Source organism: Acidimicrobiales bacterium (assembly GCA_036273495.1).
GTDB lineage: Bacteria > Actinomycetota > Acidimicrobiia > Acidimicrobiales > JAJPHE01 > DASSEU01.
In genome coordinates, this window is sequence record DASUHN010000286.1 from 1 (window position 1) to 4,031 (window position 4,031).

4 protein-coding genes are annotated in these 4,031 nt (G+C 74.6%); 1 reads left to right on the top strand and 3 read right to left on the bottom strand.

Features of this window, described 5'->3' with window-relative positions:
* Nucleotides 1-1,137, bottom strand: a 1,137-nt coding sequence (locus VFW24_12175; GenBank protein ID HEX5267521.1) for an acyltransferase, incomplete at its 3' end; no start/stop codon positions are given.
* Nucleotides 1,138-1,210: 73 nt separating this feature from the next.
* Here VFW24_12175 and VFW24_12180 point away from each other — a divergent pair.
* A complete protein-coding gene (locus VFW24_12180) occupies nucleotides 1,211-2,260 on the top strand; it encodes an SGNH hydrolase domain-containing protein (GenBank protein HEX5267522.1) in 1,050 nt (349 codons plus the stop codon).
* A gap of 42 nt (nucleotides 2,261-2,302) precedes the next feature.
* Here the strand turns inward: VFW24_12180 and VFW24_12185 are convergent, their stop codons facing one another.
* Together VFW24_12185 and VFW24_12190 are read right to left on the bottom strand one after the other, a co-directional pair.
* A complete protein-coding gene (locus VFW24_12185) occupies nucleotides 2,303-3,541 on the bottom strand; it encodes a hypothetical protein (GenBank protein HEX5267523.1) in 1,239 nt (412 codons plus the stop codon).
* A 212-nt stretch (nucleotides 3,542-3,753) separates the two neighbouring features.
* Nucleotides 3,754-4,031 (bottom strand): hypothetical protein (locus VFW24_12190; protein ID HEX5267524.1); only part of this gene is annotated, 278 nt, incomplete at its 5' end.

Here is a 4,031-nt window from a genome sequence, read left to right on the forward strand (position 1 = left end):
GTCCAGGCCGGGAGAGCCGGCGGGGGCGTCGGCGACGTCCTGGTCGAACAGCGCCGGGCCGCCTCTCCGCCGGCGCAGCCAGTCGGTCCACCGCCCTTCCGCCACCACCGCCTCCGGCGCCGGCTCCGCCTCCCCCGCCGCCACTGCCACCCTCCCCCCGCGGTACACCCAGGCGTCGGTGCCCTGGGCCACCCCCATCGTCCACAGAACGCCTGCCGCGGCGGGAACGGCGGCCGCTCCCAGGGCCGTCCGCCCGAGGGTGCGGCCCAGCGTCGCCTCGCCCGGCGCTCCCGCCGGCGAGTCGGCAAGGTCCTGGTCGAACAGCGCCGGGCTGCCCTTCCTCCTGCGCAGCCATGCTGGCCATCGGGCCGCGACCGGTTCGGCCCGGTCCGGGTGCGCCTCCCGGACCGCCACCCGGCGCCGCCACGCCGCCAGCCCGACGGCCAGCAGAGCCCCGGCCATGATGACGTGGGACCGGGTGTCGGTCCCGTAGTAGACCCGGCTGGGGTCGGTGTCGGGCCGGTACACCACGGCCATGGCCGTGGCCGAGGCCACCAGGCCGGCGGCGGCCAGCAGGGCCAGGCGCCCCAGGGCCCGGCGGCCCCGCAGGACGGCCAGCACGAGGAGGGGCCACACCAGGTAGAACTGCTCCTCGATGGCCAGCGACCAGGTGTGGGCCAGCGGAGAGGGGTCCCCGGTCCGGGCGAAGTAGCTCGACTGGCTGGCGATGAAATGCCAGTTGGCGAAGTACGCGAGGGTGGCGAACACGTCGTGGCGGATCCCGGCCAGGGCCTCGGGTGAGGCGATCAGCCAGGCATAGACCGCCGCCCCCCCCACCAGCACCAGGAGGCCCGGCAGGAGCCGCCGGGCCCGCCGCACCCAGAACCCGCCCAGGCCGATGCCGCCGGTGCGGCCCCACTCGTCGATGAGGAGCGAGGTGATGAGGAACCCGGACAGGACGAAGAAGATGTCGACGCCCAGGAATCCCCCGGGCGCCCAGCTCACCCCCCCGTGGAACAGGAGGACCGAGAGCACCGCCACCCCTCGGATACCGTCCAGGCCCGGGAGGTGCCCGAGGCGGGCGGCGCCCGCCCCCGGAAGGCGGCCCGGTTCAGAGGTGGCCGCCGCCGTTCCCACGAATCAATCCCCCGTCCGGACCGCACCATCCCCCACTCAGGGGTGTGCGAGATAAGACGATACTTACTGTGAAATGGCGATCGACACCTTCGTGCCGGTTCTGCGGCGGGCGGGGAACCGGCTGGCGGTGATCCCCAGGGCCAGGAGGGGCCGGCGCGCCGCGTGGCTGACCATGGCCACCGTGGCCCTGGCGGGCTGCGGGGTGGCCGCTGCCGCCGACTCCATGGGCGGGGGGCCGCTGACCCCCGCCGGGCCGGTCGCGGCCGCGGTCCGCGCGCCGGCGGTGGTGACCGCCCCGCCCGTCCTCCCCAGGCCGGTGCCTGCCGCGCCCGTCCCGGCGCCGCCGCCTCCCGCTCCGGGCCTCGGCGGTCTCCTGTCCCGGCTCCTCTACGCGCCGCCTCCCCCGCATCCGCCCCCGCCTCCCCGTCACTACCAGCCGGGCCGGCCGGTTCGGATCATGTTCATCGGCGATTCCGTGGCACAGACGACGGCGGCCGGGCTCGGTCCCCTGGCTTCACAGTACGGGGGCGCCATCGCCAACGAGGGGATCATGGGCTGCGGGGTGGTGACAGCCAGTCCCTACGTGTACTTCGGCCAGCAGGCCAACCTGCTCCCCCAGTGTCGGACCTGGGCCGCCACCTGGCAGGCGGCGGTCGTTCGAGACAGCCCCGACGTGGTGGCCATCCTGGTCGGGCGGTGGGAGCTCATGGACCGCTTCTACCAGGGCCGGTGGACCCACCTGGGGGACCCCGCCTTCGACGCCTACGTCGAGTCCCAGCTCGAGCACGGGATCGCCATCGCCACCTCCCGGGGGGCCAAGGTGGCCCTGCTCACCGTGCCCTACTACCTGCGGGGCCACACCCCGGCGGGGGGACTGTTCCCGGAGGACGACCCGGCCCGGGTCGACCACGAGAACGCCTTGTTCCGCCGGGTGGCCGCCCGCTATCCGGGGCTGGTCAGCGTGATCAACTTCGGGGCCTTCCTGTCCCCCGGCGGCCACTTCTCGATGGTCGTGGACGGAGTGCAGGTGCGCAGCGACGGGGTCCACATCACGCCCCAGACGGGCCCGTGGCTGGCGCCTCGGATCATGCCCCAGCTCGTGGACATCGGCCGGACCGCCTGACCACCCGATGAGATGGGTGGCCCGGCGGTCCGGCACTGGCTCCTAGCCCTTCCGGGACCGGCCGAACCGCCGGCGCCGGGACCTTCCGATCATCGCCGACCCGGCGGCGACCAACAGCAGCCCGGCCTCGGTCATCGTCCTCGTCGCGTCACCCGTGAAGGCCAGAAGGCCGGGGGCGGCCTGGGCCGTCGGGGCGGGCGGGAGGGCGCTCGCGGGCGGGGTCAGGGTTTCGCCCAGGACCTGGGTCGGCACCGTGGGCGGCGTGCTGGGAGGCACCGGCGCCGGCGGGTTGACCGGGGGTGCCGTGGGGGGGGTCACGGGCGGCGTCACCGGCGGGGTGACGGGCGGCGTAACCGGCGGCGTGTTGGGCACCGTCACCACGAAGCTCCACGACGCCACGCCGCAGTCACCGCCGGCCTTGTTCTGGTCCCCGTCCCACGCCTTGATGGTGGCGGTGTAGCTGCCACCGGGAAGGGTGCTCGGCAGGGTGGCCGTCAGGTGGACGGTCTTGGCGGGCGTGAACGGGTCGAGCTGCACCTGGACGGGTGTGGTCCCGTTGAGCAGGGTGATCGAGGGCTCGAAGCCGGGATTGGTGTTGAGGACCGACTCGTCCGAGTAGGTGACCGCCAGCGTGGACCCGGGGCCCACACCTGACGCCGGGCTCGGCGTGCCCATGAAGCTGTCCTCGCTGCACCCGCTGGCGCTGGTCGGCTTGCCCTTGGGGGCCTTGGCCGGTGTCTTGGCCGCCTTGGCGGGCGGGGGCGTCTTCGGTGCCTTGGCGGGGGGAGCGGTCTTCGGCGCCTTGGCCGGCGCGCCCTTCGGGGCCGCCGCCGTGCTGGCGTTCCCGGCCGCCGGAGCAGCCGGACCCCCGGCGTGACCCGCGTTCGCCGCCGGCGAGTTCCCCGCACCGCCGGGCTTGGCGTCATGGGCGGGCTTGGGCGGCTTGGGGGCGGCCGGCTTGGCGCCCTTGTCATCCTTGGCGACACTGGCGTCGGCAGGGGTGGCGGTGCCCGGCCCGGACTGGACCGCCGAGCTGGTCTGGCCGGTCGGCGAACCCTGCGACCCGCCAGCCGAGCCGTGACCGCCGGCGGGGGTGCCGGGGTTCGCCTTCGGGTTGGAGGGGGGGGCATGGGTCGGCGGCGCCGGATGGGCGGGGTGGCTGTCGGCGGCCAGCGCCGGGCTGGCCGACATGAGAACGCCGACGCTGAGGCCGGCGGCGGCCAGTCCGCTCGCCGCCACGGCGGGCAGCCGCCGCCGGGAAACGCTGCCGCGCTTGGTCAAGGGTCCAAACATGTGGTGTCCACTCCTCGGAGTTCGGTCCCGCCGGTCAGTCGCCCCGGACGGGTGGTGTGTTGGTGGGAGCGTTCCCGCTCGTTGCCACGGACGGTGGCAGAGGGCGCGCGCCATGGCAAGGACTTTCGCTAAAGCTTGGGCGCCGAAGTGCCGAAATCAGCCTTCCGGCCGATCCGGACCTCCGACCGGGGGTACGGAGCTCAGCTCCCGATCGGCACCAGCTCGGTCGGCTCTATGCCGAGATAGCGCTCGAGGGCGCGGTGGGCGTTGATGATCCGGCACTCCTCCGCCCCCACGGCCAGGTGGGTGAGCCCGGGCTGGTGCAGCCCCCGCTGGGCCGTCCGCAGGATCCCGACGTCCTGGCCGATGACCAGGCCCAGATTGGCGTCGTCCCCGACCTCCAGCTCGACCGGTCGGGCCGGGCCGGCCCCAGGCGGACGGCGGTAGAAGAGGAACATGACCAGCTCGGCCCGGTCGG